Origin of the sequence: Streptomyces sp. NPDC056628 (assembly GCF_042792555.1) — a bacterium.
Lineage (GTDB): Bacteria > Actinomycetota > Actinomycetes > Streptomycetales > Streptomycetaceae > Streptomyces.
The window spans coordinates 122,027-139,397 of record NZ_JBHTWG010000001.1; the positions used below are offsets into that span (position 1 = coordinate 122,027).

The 17,371-nt window shown below is 72.2% G+C and carries 12 protein-coding genes and 1 pseudogene; 12 read left to right on the forward strand and 1 reads right to left on the reverse strand.

Annotation, left to right across the window (positions count from 1 at the left end):
- Positions 1-53: 53 nt before the first annotated feature.
- The 3 genes from ACFRAC_RS00500 (at position 54) to ACFRAC_RS00510 (ending at position 4,783) form a co-directional block, all read left to right on the forward strand.
- On the forward strand, positions 54-2,411 hold the full coding sequence (locus tag ACFRAC_RS00500; RefSeq protein ID WP_382919135.1) for a HelD family protein: 2,358 nt from the start codon (positions 54-56) through the stop codon (positions 2,409-2,411).
- A 316-nt stretch (positions 2,412-2,727) separates the two neighbouring features.
- Complete coding sequence (locus ACFRAC_RS00505) at positions 2,728-4,149, forward strand: NAD-dependent malic enzyme (protein ID WP_382919137.1); 1,422 nt, start codon at positions 2,728-2,730, stop codon at positions 4,147-4,149.
- A 352-nt stretch (positions 4,150-4,501) separates the two neighbouring features.
- Positions 4,502-4,783: an HU family DNA-binding protein gene (locus ACFRAC_RS00510; RefSeq protein ID WP_361338481.1), complete on the forward strand. Its 282-nt coding sequence runs from the start codon at positions 4,502-4,504 to the stop codon at positions 4,781-4,783.
- A gap of 77 nt (positions 4,784-4,860) precedes the next feature.
- Here the strand turns inward: ACFRAC_RS00510 and murA are convergent, their stop codons facing one another.
- The gene (gene murA, locus ACFRAC_RS00515; protein ID WP_382919140.1) at positions 4,861-6,207 is read right to left on the reverse strand and encodes a UDP-N-acetylglucosamine 1-carboxyvinyltransferase; all 1,347 of its coding nucleotides are present in this window, start codon (positions 6,205-6,207) and stop codon (positions 4,861-4,863) included.
- 297 nt (positions 6,208-6,504) lie between these two features.
- On the opposite strand from murA, the gene ACFRAC_RS00520 reads away from it, so the two are divergent.
- The 9 genes and pseudogenes from ACFRAC_RS00520 (at position 6,505) to ACFRAC_RS00560 (ending at position 17,209) form a co-directional block, all read left to right on the forward strand.
- Positions 6,505-7,077, forward strand: coding sequence for a YqgE/AlgH family protein (locus ACFRAC_RS00520; RefSeq protein ID WP_382919142.1), 573 nt, complete (start codon positions 6,505-6,507; stop codon positions 7,075-7,077).
- Between the two features lie 29 nt (positions 7,078-7,106).
- Positions 7,107-7,394, forward strand: coding sequence for a DUF3039 domain-containing protein (locus ACFRAC_RS00525; protein WP_019754409.1), 288 nt, complete (start codon positions 7,107-7,109; stop codon positions 7,392-7,394).
- A gap of 217 nt (positions 7,395-7,611) precedes the next feature.
- Positions 7,612-8,924: pseudogene (locus tag ACFRAC_RS00530) on the forward strand (extracellular solute-binding protein).
- Positions 8,921-9,826: a carbohydrate ABC transporter permease gene (locus tag ACFRAC_RS00535; RefSeq protein WP_382919145.1), complete on the forward strand. Its 906-nt coding sequence runs from the start codon at positions 8,921-8,923 to the stop codon at positions 9,824-9,826. The pseudogene ACFRAC_RS00530 and the gene ACFRAC_RS00535 overlap by 4 nt, the downstream one beginning before the upstream one ends.
- A 5-nt stretch (positions 9,827-9,831) precedes the next feature.
- Positions 9,832-10,674 carry a carbohydrate ABC transporter permease gene (locus ACFRAC_RS00540; protein WP_151784256.1) on the forward strand — a complete coding sequence of 281 codons (843 nt, stop codon included), beginning with the start codon at positions 9,832-9,834 and terminating at the stop codon, positions 10,672-10,674.
- 19 nt (positions 10,675-10,693) lie between these two features.
- Positions 10,694-12,325 (forward strand): beta-N-acetylhexosaminidase, encoded by a 1,632-nt coding sequence (locus ACFRAC_RS00545; protein WP_382919891.1) that lies wholly within the window; start codon positions 10,694-10,696, stop codon positions 12,323-12,325.
- Positions 12,326-12,549: 224 nt separating this feature from the next.
- The gene (locus ACFRAC_RS00550; protein ID WP_382919147.1) at positions 12,550-13,443 is read left to right on the forward strand and encodes an FAD binding domain-containing protein; all 894 of its coding nucleotides are present in this window, start codon (positions 12,550-12,552) and stop codon (positions 13,441-13,443) included.
- The gene (locus ACFRAC_RS00555; RefSeq protein WP_382919149.1) at positions 13,440-14,903 is read left to right on the forward strand and encodes a 2Fe-2S iron-sulfur cluster-binding protein; all 1,464 of its coding nucleotides are present in this window, start codon (positions 13,440-13,442) and stop codon (positions 14,901-14,903) included. Before ACFRAC_RS00550 ends, ACFRAC_RS00555 begins: the two co-directional genes overlap by 4 nt.
- A complete protein-coding gene (locus ACFRAC_RS00560) occupies positions 14,900-17,209 on the forward strand; it encodes a xanthine dehydrogenase family protein molybdopterin-binding subunit (protein ID WP_382919151.1) in 2,310 nt (769 codons plus the stop codon). Before ACFRAC_RS00555 ends, ACFRAC_RS00560 begins: the two co-directional genes overlap by 4 nt.
- Positions 17,210-17,371: the final 162 nt, after the last annotated feature.

Here is a 17,371-nt window from a genome sequence, read left to right on the forward strand (position 1 = left end):
GGCCCCCCTTCGCGTACGGTTGACGGCTGCCCAGCACGTCAGAAGGGGGCCCGGTGGCCGCTCAGGCGCAGGACAGTGCGCTCGACTCCCTGCGAGACCGAGAGATCGGCGTCGAACAGGAACACCTGGACCGGGTGTACCGACGCCTCGAGGAGAAGATCCACGAGGCGGAGTTCCTCATGAACGACGCGGCCCAGCGCGGCCAGGTCGGCACACCCGGAGCGCTCGCCGAACGCGACGCGCAGGTCTTCCGGGCCGGCGTCCACCTCAATCGGCTCAACAACGAGTTCGAGGACTTCCTCTTCGGCCGGATCGACCTGCTCCTCGGCAAGGACGGCAAGAAGGGGCCCGACGGCGCCTACACCGCGGTCGAGCCCGCCGAGGGCGCGGTCCGCGACGACAACACCGCCGACGTCGCCGAGACCCTGCACATCGGCCGCATCGGCGTGCTCGACCAGGACTACGCCCCGCTGGTCATCGACTGGCGGGCCCCGGCCGCCGCGCCCTTCTACCGCTCCACGCCGGTCGACCCCGGCCGGGTCGTACGGCGCCGGGTCATCCGCTCCAAGGGCCGCAAGGTCCTCGGCGTCGAGGACGACCTGATGCGCCCCGAGCTCACGGCGTACCTCGACGGGCGCGAGCTGCCCGTCATCGGCGACGGCGCCCTCATGGCCGCCCTCGGGCAGGCCCGCGGCCACACCATGCGGGACATCGTGGCGTCCATCCAGGCCGAGCAGGACCTGGTCATCCGCGCCCCCGCCGCCTCCGTCACCTACGTCGAGGGCGGCCCCGGCACCGGCAAGACGGCCGTCGCCCTGCACCGCGCCGCCTACCTGCTCTACCAGGACCGGCGCCGGTACGCGGGCGGCATCCTCATCGTCTCGCCGACCCCGCTGCTGGTCGCGTACACCGAGGGCGTGCTCCCGTCGCTCGGCGAGGAGGGCCAGGTCGCCATCCGCGCGATCGGCTCCCTCGTCGACGGTGCCGAGGCCACGCTGTACGACTCCCCGGCCACGGCCCGTGCCAAGGGCTCGTACCGCATGCTCACGGTCCTGCGGAAGGCGGCGCGCGGCGCGCTGGAGCTGGGACCGGGCGCCCGCGCGCGGGGCGGGAACCGCGGCGGGCAGCTCGCGTTCGGCGACGACCCCGCCCAGGTGCCCGCCGGACCCCCGACCCGGCTGCGCGTGGTCGCCTTCGGGCGCCGGCTGGAGCTGGAGGCCGACGCCCTCGACCGCGTCCGGCGCACCGCCCTCGGCGGGACGGCCCCGGTGAACCTGCTGCGCCCGCGCGCCCGCAGGTTGCTGCTCGACGCCCTGTGGGAGCAGTCCGGCGGCGCCAAGCGGCACAGCGACCCCGAGCTCGCCGCCGAGCTGCGCTCCTCCTTCGACGAGGACGTGACCTCGGAGGACAGCTTCATCTCGTTCCTGGACGCCTGGTGGCCGGAGCTCACCCCGGCCGCCGTCCTCGCGGCGATGGCCGACGAGCGCCGGCTCGGCCGCTGGGCCCGCCGGGTCCTCAACTCCGGCGAGGTCCGCAAGGTCGCCCGCTCGCTGCGCCGCGACGGCCTGTCCGTGCACGACATCGCCCTGCTGGACGAGCTCCAGGCGATCCTCGGCACCCCGGCCCGACCGCGCCGCAAGCGCGAGCTGGACCCGCTCGACCAGCTCACCGGGCTGGAGGAGCTGATGCCGGGGCGCGAGGAGTCGCAGCGCGAGCGCGCCGAGCGGCTGGCCGCCGAACGCACCGAGTACGCGCACGTCATCGTCGACGAGGCCCAGGACCTCACGCCGATGCAGTGGCGCATGGTCGGCCGCCGCGGCCGGCACGCCACGTGGACGGTCGTCGGCGACCCGGCCCAGTCCTCCTGGTCCGACCCGGACGAAGCCGCCGAGGCGCGCGACGAGGCACTGGGCAGCCGGCCCCGCCGCCGCTTCCAGCTCACCGTGAACTACCGCAACCCCGCCGAGATCGCCGAGCTCGCCGCGAAGGTGCTCGCCCTCGCCATGCCGGGCTCCACCTCCCCGTCGGCGGTGCGTTCGACCGGCGTACGGCCCCGCTTCTCGGTCGTGGAGGACACCCTCGCCGGGACGGTCCGCGAGGAGGCGGCCCGGCTGCTGGACCAGGTCGACGGCACGGTCGGCGTCGTCGTCGCCATGCAGCGGCGCGAGGAGGCGGCCCGCTGGCTGGCCGGGCTGGGCGACCGGGTCGTCGCGCTCGGCAGCCTGGAGGCCAAGGGGCTGGAGTACGACGCCACGGTGGTGGTCTCCCCGGCGGAGATCGCCGACGAGTCCCCGGCCGGGCTGCGCGTGCTGTACGTGGCGCTGACCCGCGCGACCCAGCAGCTCACGGTCGTGTCGGCGGAGCGCGACGAGCCGGACGCCGCCGGGATCCCGGACCTGCTGAGGGACTGATGAGAAGGAACACCGCCGGAGGGAATGGCCTCACGGCATCCGTTTGTTAGCCTGGACGTGACACCGGCTCGATCCAAGCCCCCGGGCCCAACCTTCGTCGCTACGAGCGACCACTTGCCGCGAGGCGAGCATGGCGGGTCGGTGTCACCTACGTAGGGCAGAGGCCCGCGTCACGAAGGTGACGCGGGCCTCTTCTCATGGAAGACGTGGCGAACAATACGTTCGCAATGTAAGCCCGGCTAACTCCTACTCGACGGTAGGTGCGACGATCGGACGGCAGATCGCAGCTAAACGGTGAAAGCAGAGGAAGTCGGCCATGGCAACGGCGCCCAGCGTCTCCTACTCGATGACGGTCCGGCTGGAGGTGCCCGCGAGCGGAACCGCGGTCTCCCAGCTCACCACGGCCGTGGAGTCCCACGGAGGCTCGGTGACCGGCCTCGACGTGACCGCGTCCGGGCACGAGAAGCTCCAGATCGACGTCACCATCGCCGCGACCTCCACCGCGCACGCCGAGGAGATCGTCGAGCAGCTCCGCCAGATCGAGGGCGTCACGCTCGGCAAGGTCTCCGACCGTACGTTCCTGATGCACCTCGGCGGCAAGATCGAGATGGCGTCCAAGCACCCCATCCGCAACCGTGACGACCTGTCCATGATCTACACGCCCGGAGTGGCCCGGGTCTGCATGGCGATCGCCGAGAACCCCGAGGACGCCCGCCGCCTGACCATCAAGCGCAACTCCGTCGCGGTCGTCACCGACGGCTCCGCCGTCCTGGGTCTGGGCAACATCGGCCCCAAGGCCGCGCTGCCGGTCATGGAGGGCAAGGCGGCCCTGTTCAAGCGGTTCGCGGGCATCGACGCCTGGCCGATCTGCCTGGACACCCAGGACACCGACGCGATCGTGGAGATCGTCAAGGCGATCGCCCCCGGCTTCGCGGGCATCAACCTGGAGGACATCTCCGCGCCGCGCTGCTTCGAGATCGAGGCGCGGCTGCGTGAGGCCCTGGACATCCCGGTCTTCCACGACGACCAGCACGGCACGGCGATCGTCGTCCTGGCGGCGCTGACCAACGCGCTCCGGGTGACGGGCAGGGCGATCGAGAACATCCGCGTCGTGATGTCCGGCGCCGGCGCCGCGGGCACGGCGATCCTGAAGCTGCTGCTGGCGGCCGGGGTGAAGAACGCGGTCGTGGCCGACATCCACGGTGTCGTGCACACGGGCCGTGAGGACCTGCGGCAGGCTCCCGCGGACTCGCCGCTGCGCTGGATCGCCGACAACACCAACCCGGAGAACCTGACCGGCACCCTGAAGGAGGCCGTGCGCGGCGCCGACGTCTTCATCGGCGTCTCGGCCCCGAACGTGCTCGACGGGGACGACGTGGCCGCCATGGCCGAGGGCGCGATCGTGTTCGCGCTCGCGAACCCGGACCCCGAGGTCGACCCGGCAATCGCCCGTCAGACGGCCGCAGTTGTGGCCACGGGCCGCTCGGACTTCCCGAACCAGATCAACAACGTGCTGGTCTTCCCGGGTGTGTTCCGCGGTCTGCTGGACGCGCAGTCCCGCACCGTCAACACGGACATGATGCTCGCGGCCGCGAAGGCCCTGGCGGACGTGGTGACCGAGGACGAGCTCAACCCGAACTACATCGTCCCCAGCGTCTTCAACGACAAGGTGGCGGGTGCCGTCGCCGGCGCGGTCCGCGAGGCCGCGAAGGCGGCGACCGCCTCCCAGGGGGCGTAACGGCCCTGCTGCGGGGTAACCGGCACATGTGACCGGGCTGTGAGGATCGCCACGGCAAGCCCTTGTGACGGCGCGTCGCGGAACCTGAGCCCTGTTTTCGCCGTTTATCGTGACGGCCAGGCTCAGGCCCTCTCTTCGTGTGACTCCCAAGGGTGTTCTCACGACTCCTCCGGGTGCCGGATTGGCTTTACCGCCGCAGGTAGGGGCAGGATGCGTCCCTGGGCGCGAGGGTCTGGCCACGGACCCGGTCCGGGGACCGACCGAGGACCCTGGCAGCATCGACACCGCTGTGCCCGACATGCGGCTCCGCCGCGTGGCACGCCTCAAGGCAATTGAACACGGGAGTAACAACATGAACCGCAGTGAGCTGGTGGCCGCGCTGGCCGACCGCGCCGAGGTGACCCGCAAGGACGCCGACGCCGTGCTGGCCGCGTTCGCCGAGATCGTCGGCGAGGTCGTCGCCAAGGGCGACGAGAAGGTCACCATCCCTGGCTTCCTGACCTTCGAGCGCACCCACCGTGCCGCTCGCACCGCCCGCAACCCGCAGACCGGCGACCCGATCCAGATCCCCGCCGGCTACAGCGTGAAGGTCTCCGCGGGCTCCAAGCTCAAGGAAGCCGCCAAGGGCAAGTAAGCGCTCCGCTTCGAGCGAGAGACGCCGAAGGGGCGGTCACCCGGAACCGGGTGACCGCCCCTTCGCCATGCGGAACGTCAGCCGAGAGCCTTGCCCGGGAGTTCGACCTTCGCGCCCAGCTCGCCCAGCTTCTCCATGAAGTTCTCGTAGCCGCGGTTGATCAGTTCGATGCCGTGGACCCGGGACGTGCCCTGGGCCGCCAGCGCGGCGATGAGGTAGGAGAAGCCGCCGCGCAGGTCGGGGATGACCAGATCGGCGCCCTGGAGCTTGGTGGGGCCCGAGACGACGGCGGAGTGCAGGAAGTTGCGCTGGCCGAAGCGGCAGGCGGAGCCGCCCAGGCACTCGCGGTACAGCTGGATGTGCGCGCCCATCTGGTTCAGGGCGGACGTGAAGCCGAGCCGGGACTCGTAGACCGTCTCATGGATGATGGACAGGCCCGTCGCCTGCGTCAGCGCGACCACCAGGGGCTGCTGCCAGTCGGTCTGGAAGCCCGGGTGCACGTCGGTCTCCAGCACGGTGGACTTCAACTGGCCGCCCGGGTGCCAGAAACGGATGCCCTCGTCGTCGATCTCGAAGGCCCCGCCCACCTTCCGGTAGGTGTTGAGGAACGTCATCATCGAACGCTGCTGCGCGCCGCGGACGTAGATGTTGCCCTCGGTCGCGAGCGCCGCCGACGCCCAGGACGCGGCCTCCAGGCGGTCCGGCAGGGCGCGGTGGGCGTAGCCGTCGAGCTTGTCCACACCGGTGATGCGGATGGTGCGGTCGGTGTCCATCGCGATGATGGCGCCCATCTTCTGCAGGACGCAGATGAGGTCCTCGATCTCCGGCTCGACGGCCGCGTTCGAGAGCTCGGTGACGCCCTCCGCGAGGACGGCCGTCAGCAGCACCTGCTCGGTGGCGCCGACGGACGGGTACGGCAGGCGGATCTTGGTGCCGCGCAGCCGCTGCGGGGCCTCCAGGTACTGCCCGTCGGCCCGCTTCTCGATCCGCGCGCCGAACTGCCGCAGCACGTCGAAGTGGAAATCGATGGGCCGGCCGCCGATGTCGCAGCCGCCGAGGCCGGGGATGAAGGCGTGGCCGAGGCGGTGCAGCAGGGGGCCGCAGAACAGGATCGGGATGCGGCTCGAGCCCGCGTGGGCATCGATGTCAGCGACGTTCGCGCTCTCCACGTACGTCGGGTCCATCACCAACTCACCGGGCTCCTCGCCCGGGCGGACCGTGACACCGTGCAGTTGGAGCAGGCCGCGTACGACCCGGACGTCCCGGATGTCCGGGACGTTGCGCAGTCGGCTGGGGCCACTGCCCAGGAGGGCGGCGACCATGGCCTTCGGTACGAGGTTCTTCGCACCGCGGACACGGATCTCGCCCTCGAGCGGGGTTCCGCCGTGGACAAGCAGTACATCGTCATTGCCGTTGACGGTCATGTATCTCGCGTTCCGATGAGTCGGGCAGGGGCCAGAAGGGAAAGGGTAATCGTCGCGCACCCCCCTCGAGTAAGCCCGAGCGGGGCTCAGCAACGTCATAGTCGTGTCACAACACGAACGGTTCCGCGCCGGGCACGGGCGGTCACCGTCCTGGCCCGCGCGCCGGGGCAGGCCCCCGTGTCCCACGGGCCCCGCCGTCCCCGGCCCCACCAGGACGCTCCTCCCGCGCCTGCCGCGCTCCCCCGCGAAGCGGCGTTGCCTCCCCATACGGGGCGAAGATGCGGGATCATGTCTGGCATGACCGAGGTGTCCTCGCTCACAGGGCGGCTGCTCGTGGCCACGCCCGCCCTGGCGGACCCGAACTTCGACCGAGCGGTGGTGCTCCTTCTCGACCACGACGAGGAGGGCTCCCTCGGCGTCGTCCTCAACCGGCCGACCCCCGTCGACGTCGGCGACATCCTGGAGGGCTGGGCGGATCTGACCGGTGAGCCCGGTGTCGTCTTCCAGGGGGGCCCGGTGTCGCTGGACTCGGCGCTCGGCGTCGCCGTGATCCCGGGCGACGCGGCCGGGGAGAGCGCGCCGCTGGGCTGGCGCCGGGTGCACGGCGCGATCGGCCTGGTGGACCTGGAGGCGCCGCCGGAGCTGCTGGCCTCGGCCCTCGGCTCGCTGCGGATCTTCGCCGGGTACGCCGGCTGGGGCCCCGGCCAGCTGGAGGACGAACTGGTCGACGGCGCCTGGTACGTCGTCGAGTCCGAGCCCGGCGACGTGTCGTCCCCGGCGCCGGAGCGGCTGTGGCGGGAGGTGCTGCGCCGCCAGCGCAACGAGCTCGCGATGGTGGCCACGTATCCGGACGACCCTTCGCTCAACTGATGGCTGTGCGCTTCAGTACCCTTGGCGGTATGAGCACTCTCGAGCCCGAGCGCGGGACTGGTACGGGGACCCTCGTCGAGCCCACGCCGCAGACTTCCCACGGCGACGGTGACCACGAGCGCTTCGCCCACTACGTCCAGAAGGACAAGATCATGGCGAGCGCCCTCGACGGTACCCCCGTCGTGGCGCTCTGCGGCAAGGTCTGGGTGCCCGGCCGTGATCCCAAGAAGTATCCCGTGTGTCCCATGTGCAAGGAGATCTACGAGTCCATGGGCGCCGGTGGCGACGACAAGGGCAAGGGCAAGGGCGACAAGTAGAACCGTCCTCCCCCGGGCCGGCGTGACCCAGGCCCCCAGGTGTGTTTCGCGCACCTTGGGGGCCTTTGCGCTGCCCGGGCGTTGCACGGAGTGCGTCCCCCGGTCACAGAGTGGTTGAGACCTCTTGTGGTCGTGTTCATGAACTCCCTAGCCTCCCGGTGTTGTGCACAGCGAAACCGTCATTGCACATGATGCAACGCCTCATCGGAGGAGTGCCATGAACACCCGGAAGCCGGCTGCCCGTGTCCTCGGGGCCACGGCCCTCGCGGCCGCCACCCTGATCGTCTCCGCCTGCGCCCCCAGACCACCGGCGACTCCTCCTCCGACAAGGACGAGAAGACCGGCACCCTGCGGGTCTGGCTCTTCCAGGAGGTCGGCAACAAGCCCAAGGAGAAGGTCGTCGACGCGGTCGTCGCCGGCTTCGAGAAGGAACACGAGGGCACGAAGGTCGACGTCGAGTACATCCCCGTCGAGACCCGCGCCCAGCGCGTCAAGGCCGCCTTCAACGACCCCAAGTCCGCCCCGGACCTCATGGAGTACGGCAACACCGACACCGCCGGCTACGTGAAGGACGGCGGACTCCTCGACGTCACGAAGGAGTTCACCGACTGGGACGAGGCGAAGGACACCGACCCCACCGCCCGCCAGTCCGTCACCGTCGACGGCAAGGTCTACGGCGCGCCCTTCTACGTCGGCGTCCGTGCCCTGTACTACCGCACCGACGTCCTCGACGAGCTCGGTCTGCAAGTGCCGAAGACGATGGACGAGTTGGCCACCACCGCCCGCAAGATCCGCGCCGGGAGGCCCGAGTTGTACGGCCTGGTGGTCGGCGGCGCCTACACCTACGGCGCCATGCCGTTCGTGTGGGCCAACGGCGGGGAGCTCGCCGAGGGCAAGGGCGGCTCGTACGCCTCCGCCATCGACAGCGCCCAGGCCCAGAAGGGCATCAAGGCCTACACCTCCCTCTTCTCCGACGACAACTGTCCCGCTGCCAAGTGCGCCGGCATGGGCGGCAACGACACCGTCACCGCGTTCGCCGCGGGCAAGGCGGGCATGGCCATCGGCGGCGACTTCAGCCACGCCGCGGTCGAGGCCGGCAAGGTCAAGGGCAAGTACGCCGTCGTGCCCCTGCCCGGCGTGAAGGCCGGCTCGGTCGCACCCGCGTTCGCGGGCGGCAACAACATCGGCGTCCTGAAGAGCACGTCCCACCGCACGCTGGCCGTCGAGCTGATGGAGCGGCTGGCCGCGAAGGACACCCAGGAGTCGATGTTCGAGGCGATGGGCTTCCTGCCCACCTTCGCCGACGTGCGCCGGCAGGCCGCGGCGAAGAAGCCGTACGTGAAGCCGTTCGTCGAGACGCTGGCCGCCGGGACCAAGTTCGTGCCCGCCTCGCCCGCCTGGGCCCAGATCGACTCGTCGCTGGTCCTGCCGACCATGTTCCAGGAGGTCGTCAGCGGCAAGAAGGACGTCGCCGGGGCCTCGCGCGACGCGGCGAAGAAGATGGACGCGGCGTTCGGCTCCGCCGGATGACAGCGCCCGCCCGGCCGCGGGCCCGCCGCCCGCGGAGCACGACACCCTGGCTCTATCTGGCACCCGCCCTCGTCGTCATCGGCGCACTGCTCGTCTACCCCGTCTACCAGCTCGGCCTGATCTCCTTCTTCGAGTACACCCAGGCCCAGGTGAGCGGCGGCGAGCCGACCACCTTCCAGGGGTTCGGGAACTACGCGGAGCTGTTCTCCGACGAGCAGTTCTGGCAGGTGCTGCTCGCCACCGTCGCCTTCGCGGCGGCCTGCGTCCTGTCGACGCTGGCCGCCGGCTGCGCGCTCGCCGTGCTGCTGACGCGGGTGCGGGCCGTGCCGCGGCTGGCGCTGATGCTGGCCGCGCTCGGGGCCTGGGCCACCCCCGCCATCACCGGCTCCACGGTCTGGCTGTTCCTGTTCGACCCGGACTTCGGGCCGGTGAACCGGCTGCTCGGGCTCGGCGACCACGCGTGGACGTACGGGCGCCTCAGCGCCTTCTTCCTGGTGCTGCTCGAAGTGGTGTGGTGCTCCTTCCCGTTCGTGATGGTGACGGTCTACGCCGGGATCCGGGCCGTCCCCGCCGAGGTACTGGAGGCGGCCGCCCTGGACGGCGCCTCGCAGTGGCGGATCTGGCGCTCGGTCCTCGCGCCGATGCTGCGGCCGATCCTGGTGGTCGTCACCATCCAGTCGGTGATCTGGGACTTCAAGGTCTTCACCCAGATCTACGTCATGACCAACGGCGGCGGCATCGCCGGCCAGAACCTCGTGCTGAACGTGTACGCCTACCAGAAGGCCTTCGCGTCCTCGCAGTACAGCCTGGGCTCGGCGATCGGTGTCGTGATGCTGCTGATCCTGCTGGCGGTCACGCTCGCGTACCTGCGGCTGCTGCGCCGGCAGGGAGAGGAACTGTGAGGCCGATGAACGCGACGCGCCTCGTACGGCGTCCCTGGCGGCTGCTCGCGGAGGCCACCGCGCTGCTCATCGCCGTGGTGGTCGCCTTCCCGCTGTACTGGATGGTGCTCGGCGCCTTCAAACCGGCCGGGGAGATCGAGTCCACCGAGCCACGGCCATGGACCCTGTCGCCCTCCCTGGATTCCTTCCGGAGGGTCTTCGAGCAGAACGAATTCGGCCGCTACTTCGTCAACAGTCTCGTCGTCGCGTGCACGGTCGTGGTCGTCTCGGCGCTCATCGCGTTTCTCGCCGCGACCGCGGTGACGCGATTCCGGTTCCGCTTCCGGACCACCCTGCTCATCATGTTTCTGGTGGCCCAGATGGTGCCTGTGGAGGCCCTGACGATCCCCCTGTTCTTCCTCATGCGGGACTTCGGCCAGCTGAACACGCTCGGGTCGCTGATCCTGCCCCATATCGCCTTCTCGCTGCCCTTCGCGATCTGGATGCTGCGAGGGTTTGTGAAGGCCGTTCCGGAGGCCCTGGAGGAGGCCGCCTACATGGACGGCGCGAGCCGGTCGCGATTCCTGTGGCAGATCCTTTTCCCCCTGGTCTTCCCGGGCCTCGTGGCCACGAGCGTGTTTTCCTTCATCTCCGCCTGGAACGACTTCCTGTTCGCCAAGTCGTTCATCATCAGCGACACCTCCCAGTCGACCCTGCCGATGGCCCTGCTCGTCTTCTACAAGCCCGACGAGCCGGACTGGGGCGGCGTGATGGCGGCGTCCACGGTGATGACGATTCCGGTGCTGATCTTCTTCGTCCTCGTACAGCGGCGACTGGTGTCGGGGCTGGGCGGGGCGGTAAAGGACTGACGTGGCTGACGTGACTGACGTGACTTCCGCGAGGGAACTGATTCCCGCACCGCGCGCGACCGAGGGCCCGAGGGAGGGCACCCTCACGCTCGGCGCGGACACCACCCTGTGGGCGGCCGACGGCACGGGCACCACGGAACGCTGGCTGCGCGCCACCCTCGGCGCGGCGTTCGGCCTGCCCCTGCGACCTGGGCCGCGGGACGCGCGCGGCGCCATCAGGCTGCTCCTGGACGACACCCTGGAAGCGGAGGCGTACCGGCTCACCGCCGGCCCGGACGGCGGCGTCGAGATCCGGGGAGGCGACGCCGCCGGTGTCTTCTGGGGCGCCCAGACCCTGCGTCAGCTCCTCGGCCCGGAGGCGTTCCGCCGCGCCCCGGTCCGGTCCGGCGCCCTTCCCGTCGTCGCGCACGGGACCGTCGAGGACGCCCCCCGATTCCGCTGGCGCGGCCTCATGCTCGACGTGGCGCGGCACTTCATGCCCAAGGAAGGCGTCCTGCGCTACCTGGACCTGATGGCCGCCCACAAACTCAACGTCTTCCACTTCCATCTGACGGACGACCAGGGCTGGCGCGTCGAGATCAGGAAGTACCCCCGGCTCACCGAGACCGGTGCCTGGCGGACGCGCACCAAATTCGGCCACCGCGCCTCCCCGCTCTGGGAGGAGAAGCCGCACGGTGGCTTCTACACCCAGGACGACATCCGCGAGATCGTGGCGTACGCCGCCGAGCGGCATATCACCGTCGTCCCGGAAATCGACGTGCCCGGGCACTCGCAGGCCGCGATCGCCGCGTACCCGGAACTCGGCAACACCGACGTCGTCGACACCACCGCCCTCTCCGTCTGGGACTCCTGGGGGATCTCCCCGAACGTACTCGCCCCCACCGACACCACCCTGCGCTTCTACGAGGGGGTGTTCGAGGAAGTCCTGGAACTGTTCCCGGGCGAGTTCGTGCATGTCGGCGGGGACGAATGCCTCAAGGACCAGTGGCGCGACTCGCCCGCCGCGCAGGAACGCATCCGGGAACTCGGCCTCAAGGACGAGGACGGCCTCCAGGCCTGGTTCATCGGCCATTTCGACCGGTGGCTGTCCGCGCGCGGGCGCCGGCTCATCGGCTGGGACGAGATCCTGGAGGGCGGACTCGCGCCGGGCGCCGCCGTGTCGTCCTGGCGCGGCTACGCGGGCGGCGTCGCGGCGGCCCGCGCGGGGCACGACGTCGTCATGTGCCCCGAGCAGCAGGTGTACCTGGACCACCGGCAGGGCCCGGGCGCCGACGAGCCGGTGCCGATCGGGTACGTGCGCACCCTGGAGGACGTCTACCGGTTCGAGCCCGTGCCCGGGGAGTTGACGCCGGAGGAGTCCCGGCACGTGCTCGGCACACAGGCCAACGTGTGGACCGAGGTGATGGAGGACGCCGCGCGCGTCGACTACCAGACCTTCCCGCGGCTGGCCGCGTTCGCCGAGGTCGCCTGGAGCGGCCTGCCCGCCCCGGCGGAGCGGGACTTCGCCGGCTTCGAGCGGCGGATGGCCGCCCACTACGCACGGCTCGACGCCTTGGGCGTCGCCTACCGGCCGCCGGCCGGGCCGCGCCCGTGGCAGCGGCGCCCCGGGGTGCTCGGCCGTCCGATCGACGGACCGCCTCCGAACAGATAATGGAAAAACCGGCGACGGGTCACCGAAGAGTGTCAATCGGCACTCATCGGTGATGCCTTCCCAAAGCAGACCATCTCCCCGATGAGGTGGGCGAATGCCTCCTAGCGGACCCGTGTCCGCGTGCCCTGGGAAGATGTGCCAGAGTTGCCACGTCCGCCCTGTCAGCACGTACCGTACGGCAACACAGGTGGGACCAGGTGGGGCAGCGGGAAGGGGCAGCCGGTTTGACCACGCACGCACCGCAGGCGGCGCAGGCCGTCACGCTGCCCACGACGCTGGACGAGGCCGTGGCGGCGCTCACCGCCATGCCCGCCGCCGTGCCCGTCGCGGGCGGCACCGACCTCATGGCCGCCGTCAACTCCGGGCAGCTGCGGCCCGCCGCCCTCGTCGGACTCGGCAAGATCAGCGAGATCCGCGGCTGGCAGTACCAGGACGGCCACGCCCTGCTCGGCGCCGGACTCACCCACGCGCGGATGGGCCGCCCCGACTTCGCCGCCCTGATCCCGGCGCTCGCGGCCGCCGCCCGCGCCGCCGGCCCGCCGCAGATCCGCAACGCCGGCACCCTCGGCGGCAACGTGGCGTCCGCGTCCCACACCGGTGACGCGCTGCCGGTCCTCGCCGCCCTGGAGGCGACCCTGATCATCGCGGGCCCCGGCGGGGCCCGCCGCGAGATCCCGGTGTCGCACCTGCTGGCGGGCGTGGACACGCTGCACGCCGGAGAACTCATCGGCTACGTGCGCGTGCCGCTGCTGCACGCCCCGCAGGTCTTCCTCAAGGCCACCGGCCGCACCGGCCCCGGGCGGGCCCTCGCGTCCGTCGCGGTCGTCCTCGACCCGGCCCGGCGCGGCATCCGCTGCGCGGTAGGCGCCATAGCGCCGATGCCGCTGCGGCCCCTGGAGGCCGAGCAGTGGGTCGCCCAGCTGATCGACTGGGACAACAACCGCGCCATCGTCCCGGAGGCGCTGCAGGCCTTCGGCGAGTACGTCGCCGCGGCCTGCATCCCCGACCCGGCCCCGGCCGAGGACGGGACCGTGGCCCAGCACCCGCCCGCCGTTCTGCACCTGCGGCGCACCGTCGCCGCGCTGGCCCGACGAGCACTGGGGAGGGCGCTGTCGTGACCGACGACCGGCACGGAGAGGGCACGCCCCGCGGCAACGGCCGCTGGGACCCGCTGCCCCAGGGCGAGTACGACGACAGCGCCACCGCCTTCGTCGAGCTGCCCGAAGGCGGCATCGACGCCCTCCTGGCCTCCTCCGACAGCCCGCTCGCCGCACCCGGCCAGGGGTACGTGCCGCCGCGGATCACCGCCGCGCCCGGCACCACCGACCCGGCCGCCCCCGGCGGCTGGCCCGCCACGGGCACGCCCGGCGAGGACACCGGGTGGCCCGACCCGAACGTCGCGCCCCAGGAGGGCGGCGACCGGTTCACGTACAACCCCGCGGCCACCCAGCAGTGGAACATCCCGGACGCCCAGGGCCGGCCGCCCGGGCAGGACGTCACCGGGCAGTGGTCGATCCCGCTCGCCGGAGGGGACCTTCCGGACGAGTCGGGCGAGTTCACCACCTCCTCCCTCGTCGAGCAGTGGGGGGGCGGAGCCCCGGCCACGCTGCCGGGCGGCGCCTCCGCCCCCTGGGCGCCCCAGCCGCCCGAGCAGCCCTGGGAGCAGCCCGGCGAGCCCGTGACCGACGGACCGCGCGACGCCGGTGCCGAGCGGCCCGGCGCCCAGGGTCCCGGTCACGAGCAGCCCCCGGGGACGCACGCCGCCGAGCGAGCCGCCGAGAACGCCGCGAAGGCCGCCCAGGCCGTCCGTGAGGCGGGCGAGGCCGCGGCGGCCGCCGAGGACGCCCGCGACGCCGCAGAGGCCGCCCAGAGCCCCGCGGAGCCCTCCACCGAGGGCGACACGGACGGCGCCCGCGCCGAGGAGCCCGGCGAGACGCCCCCGCCCCCCGGCGAGGAACACCCCCTCGCCTCCTACGTCCTGCGTGTCAACGGCGTCGACCGGCCCGTCTCCGACGCCTGGATCGGCGAGTCGCTGCTGTACGTGCTGCGCGAGCGGCTCGGCCTGGCGGGCGCCAAGGACGGCTGCTCGCAGGGCGAGTGCGGCGCCTGCAACGTCCAGGTCGACGGCCGGCTCGTGGCGTCCTGCCTGGTGCCGGCCGTGACCGCCGCCGGCAGCGAGGTGCGCACCGTCGAGGGGCTCGCCGAGGACGGGTACCCCTCCGACGTGCAGCGCGCCCTCGCCCGCTGCGGCGCCGTGCAGTGCGGCTTCTGCGTGCCGGGCATGGCGATGACCGTGCACGACCTGCTGGAGGGCAACCCGGCCCCGAGCGAGCTGGAGACCCGCCAGGCCCTGTGCGGCAACCTCTGCCGCTGCTCCGGCTACCGGGGCGTCGTCCGGGCCGTCCAGGAGGTCGTCGCCGAACGCGCCGCCCACGATGCCCCCGAGGGGGACGAGGACGAGCCGCGCATCCCGCACCAGGCGGGCCCGGGAGCCGGCGGCGTCCACGCCTCGGCGTTCGAGGCGCCCGGCGCCATGGAACCGCATGACCCGTACGGCCAGGACGGAGGCCAGGCGTGAGCAACGAAGCCGCCACCGCGACCACCGCCGCGGAGGCGGCACCCGCCCCCGAGCAGGTCCCGCACGGCCTCGGCGCCTCCCTGCCGGCCGCCGACGCCCGCGCCAAGACCGAGGGCACCTTCCCCTACGCGGCCGACCTGTGGGCCGAGGGCCTGCTGTGGGCGGCCGTCCTGCGCTCCCCGCACCCGCACGCGCGCATCACGTCCATCGACACCTCCCACGCGCGGGAGATGCCCGGCGTCCGCGCCGTCGTCACCCACGAGGACGTCCCCGGCAGCCCGCTGCTCGGCCGCGGCCGGGCCGACCGGCCCGTCTTCGCCTCCGACGTCGTACGCCACCACGGCGAGCCCATCGCCGCCGTCGCCGCCGACCACCCCGACACCGCGCGGCTGGCCGCCGCCGCCGTCATCGTCGAGTACGAGGTGCTCGACCCGGTGACCGATCCCGAGCAGGCCTTCGAGGCCGAGCCGCTGCATCCCGACGGCAACCTGATCCGGCACATCCCGCTGCGCCACGGCGACCCCGACGCCGTCGGCGACATCGTCGTCGAGGGCCTGTACCGCATCGGCCGCCAGGACCCGGCCCCCATCGGCGCCGAGGCCGGACTCGCCGTGCCGCGCCCCGACGGAGGCGTGGAGCTCTACCTCGCCTCGACCGACCCGCACACCGACCGCGACCGCGCCGCCGCCTGCTTCGGCCTGGAGCCCGAGCGCGTCAAGGTCGTCGTCACCGGCGTCCCCGGCGCCACCGCCGACCGCGAGGACCAGGGCTTCCAGCTGCCCCTCGGGCTGCTCGCGCTGAAGACCGGCTGCCCGGTGAAACTCACCGCCACCCGCGAGGAGTCCTTCCTCGGCCACACCCACCGGCACCCCACCCTGCTGCGCTACCGCCACCACGCGGACGCCGAGGGCAAGCTGGTCAAGGTCGAGGCGCAGATCCTGCTGGACGCCGGCGCCTACGCCGACACCTCCTCCGAGGCGCTGGCCGCCGCGGTCGCCTTCGCCTGCGGCCCGTACGTGGTCCCCAACGCCTTCATCGAGGGCTGGGCCGTGCGCACCAACAACCCGCCCTCCGGCCATGTGCGCGGCGAGGGCGCCATGCAGGTGTGCGCCGCGTACGAGGCGCAGATGGACAAGCTGGCCAAGAAGCTCGGCGTGGACCCGGCCGAGCTGCGCCTGCGCAACGCGCTCGCCACCGGCGACGTCCTGCCGACCGGCCAGACCGTGACCTGCCCGGCCCCGGTCGCCGAACTGCTCCAGGCCGTACGGGACCACCCGCTGCCGCCGCTGCCCAAGGACACCCCCGAGGAGGAGTGGCTGCTGCCCGGCGGCCCCGAGGGCGCGGGCGAACCGGGCGCCGTGCGGCGCGGCGTGGGCTACGGCCTCGGCATGGTGCACATGCTCGGCGCCGAGGGCGCCGACGAGGTGTCCACGGCCACCGTGAAGGTCCACGACGGTGTCGCGACGGTGCTGTGCGCCGCCGTGGAGACCGGTCAGGGCTTCACCACCCTCGCCCGGCAGATCGTCCAGGAGACCCTGGGCATCGACGAGGTGCACGTGGCGCCGGTCGACACCGACCAGCCCCCGGCCGGCGCGGGCTGCCGCGGCCGTCACACCTGGGTCTCCGGCGGCGCCGTCGAGCGGGCCGCCAAGATGGTCCGCACCCAGCTCCTGCAGCCCCTGGCGCACAAGTTCGGCATGTCCACCGAACTGCTCCAGATCACCGACGGAAAGATCACCTCCTACGACGGCGTCCTGTCGACCACCGTCACCGAGGCGCTGGAGGGCAAGGAGCTGTGGGCCACGGCCCAGTGCCGCCCGCACCCGACCGAGCCGCTGGACGGCGCGGGGCAGGGCGACGCGTTCGTCGGCATGTCCTTCTGCGCGATCCGCGCGGTCGTCGACGTCGACATCGAGCTGGGCTCGGTGCGCGTGGTCGAGCTGGCGCTCGCCCAGGACGTCGGCCGGGTCCTCAACCCCGCCCAGCTGGAGGCGCGGATCGAGGCGGGCGTCACCCAGGGCGTGGGCATAGCGCTCACGGAGAACCTGCGCTCCGCGCGCGGGCTGATCCGCCACCCCGACCTGACCGGCTACGCGCTGCCCACGGCGCTGGACGCCCCCGACATCCAGATCGTGAAACTGGTCGAGGAGCGGGACGTCGTCGCGCCGTTCGGCGCGAAGGCGGTGAGCGCCGTACCGGTGGTGACGTCGCCCGCGGCCGTCGCCTCGGCCGTGCGCGCCGCGACCGGCCGCCCGGTCAACCGGCTGCCGATCCGCCCCCAGGCCGCGGTCGTCCACACCCAGTGACCGGGCCCGGCGGACCGCCGCCGGGCCCGGATCCGGCGGTAATTCGTCGCGTTGTGGGAACGTACCCGGGGTGCTTGGGCGTCTACTGAGGTGAAGCGCTTCCCACGGCCGTGTCGGGCCCGGTGCGATGTCAGTGGTGGCGCGTAGTGTTCTGGGCAGTGG

What these genes read in the sequence shown, in the direction of transcription:
- ACFRAC_RS00505 (WP_382919137.1), top strand. Translation starts at nt 2,728, where the DNA reads ATGGCAACGGCGCCCAGCGTCTCCTACTCGATGACGGTCCGGCTGGAG.
- ACFRAC_RS00510 (WP_361338481.1), top strand. Translation starts at nt 4,502, where the DNA reads ATGAACCGCAGTGAGCTGGTGGCCGCGCTGGCCGACCGCGCCGAGGTG.
- murA (WP_382919140.1), bottom strand. Translation starts at nt 6,207, where the DNA reads ATGACCGTCAACGGCAATGACGATGTACTGCTTGTCCACGGCGGAACC.
- ACFRAC_RS00520 (WP_382919142.1), top strand. Translation starts at nt 6,505, where the DNA reads ATGACCGAGGTGTCCTCGCTCACAGGGCGGCTGCTCGTGGCCACGCCC.
- ACFRAC_RS00525 (WP_019754409.1), top strand. Translation starts at nt 7,107, where the DNA reads ATGAGCACTCTCGAGCCCGAGCGCGGGACTGGTACGGGGACCCTCGTC.
- ACFRAC_RS00535 (WP_382919145.1), top strand. Translation starts at nt 8,921, where the DNA reads ATGACAGCGCCCGCCCGGCCGCGGGCCCGCCGCCCGCGGAGCACGACA.
- ACFRAC_RS00540 (WP_151784256.1), top strand. Translation starts at nt 9,832, where the DNA reads ATGAACGCGACGCGCCTCGTACGGCGTCCCTGGCGGCTGCTCGCGGAG.